This is a genomic window from Vibrio sp. 378 (genome assembly GCF_033339435.1).
Genome location: NZ_JAWOUO010001229.1, coordinates 1 through 512, shown reverse-complemented (window position 1 = coordinate 512; position 512 = coordinate 1). Strand labels below are relative to the sequence as shown.

Here is a 512-nt window from a genome sequence, read left to right as displayed (position 1 = left end):
GGGGTGGTGAACCTCTACGATATCGCCCCGAACGTGTTTTCTGCTGTGGGTAACGATGTTAAAGCTTGGTACAAATCTAAAGATGCAGGCTACAGTTACGCAAGCCAAGATGACGATTTAGAACAAGAATCTTATGGTACGGAAATCCGTCTTCAAGCAACGGATCGTGTTGCGGTGAAAACTCGATTTACCTCGATGGAAGAGCGTGAGTCCGACGGCACACTAAGAACGGATTCTCAACAGGCAGAACTGGAAACTCAGGTCAAAGTGACCAAACACATCAAGATTTCCGCAGCAGGTAAACAAGTCGAAGAGTTAAACAACGAAGACGAAAAAGGCAAAGGCACCTTAGCGGGTCTGCGTGCCGATTACATTTGGGATAGCGACAACCATGTCTACATCAAAGGGCAGAAAACCGTTGGTAAAACCGATGAGTACGATGAGAACGACAGCGTCACTATTGGCGGTGAAACACGTATTTTAGAAGACTTCGTCGTTGGCGCAGAATACAC

At 46.9% G+C, this 512-nt stretch carries 1 pseudogene; it reads left to right on the top strand.

The features are described from left to right. Positions 1 to 512, top strand: a pseudogene (locus tag R7Q48_RS31290) (hypothetical protein); the annotation flags it as partial.